Annotated in this window: 2 pseudogenes; one reads left to right on the plus strand and one right to left on the minus strand. The window is 66.1% G+C overall.

The features are described 5' to 3' along the window. Positions 1-700 (plus strand): annotated as a pseudogene (locus MKK63_RS17950) (FtsK/SpoIIIE domain-containing protein); the annotation flags it as partial. Between the two features lie 36 nt (positions 701-736). Here the strand turns inward: MKK63_RS17950 and MKK63_RS31985 are convergent. After that, positions 737-817 (minus strand): annotated as a pseudogene (locus MKK63_RS31985) (FtsK/SpoIIIE domain-containing protein); the annotation flags it as partial. Positions 818-834 lie beyond the last annotated feature (17 nt).

Genomic DNA, 834 nt, shown 5'->3' on the forward strand with positions numbered 1-834 from the left:
CATGCCGCACCTGCTGGTGGCCGGTACCACCGGCTCGGGCAAGTCGGTGGCGATCAACACCATGATCCTGTCGCTGCTCTACCGGCTGAAGCCGGAGGAGTGCCGCCTGATCATGGTCGATCCCAAGATGCTGGAACTGTCGGTCTACGACGGCATCCCGCACCTGCTCTCCCCGGTCGTGACCGACCCCAAGAAGGCGGTGATCGCCGTCAAATGGGCCGTGCGCGAGATGGAGGAGCGCAACAAGAAGATGTCCAAGATCGCCGCCCGGAACATCGACGGCTACAACGCCCGGGTCGCCGAGGCGGCAGCGCGCGGCGAGGTGCTGACCCGGACCGTGCAGACCGGGTTCGACCGCCATACCGGCGAGGCGGTCTACGAGGACGAGGCGATGGACCTCGCGCCGCTGCCCTACATCGTGATCGTGGTCGACGAGATGGCCGACCTGATGATGGTGGCCGGCAAGGACATCGAGGGCGCGATCCAGCGTCTGGCGCAAATGGCACGAGCGGCCGTCATCCACCTGATCATGGCGGCGCAGCGCCCGTCGGTGGACGTGATCACCGGCACGATCAAAGCGAACGTCCCGACGCGGATCAGCTTCCAGGTGACCAGCAAGGTCGACTCGCGCACGATTCTCGGCGAGATGGGCGCCGAGCAGTTGCTCGGTCAGGGCGACATGCTGTTCATGGCCGGCGGCGCGTGCCATTTGGGCCAGACGCTGGATCGCGCCCTCGATGTCCTTGCCGGCCACCATCATCAGGTCGGCCATCTCGTCGACCACGATCACGATGTAGGGCAGCGGCGCGAGGTCCATCGCCTCGTCCTCGTAGA

It is taken from the genome of Methylobacterium sp. J-088 (genome assembly GCF_022829295.1).
Classification (GTDB): Bacteria; Pseudomonadota; Alphaproteobacteria; order Rhizobiales; family Beijerinckiaceae; genus Methylobacterium.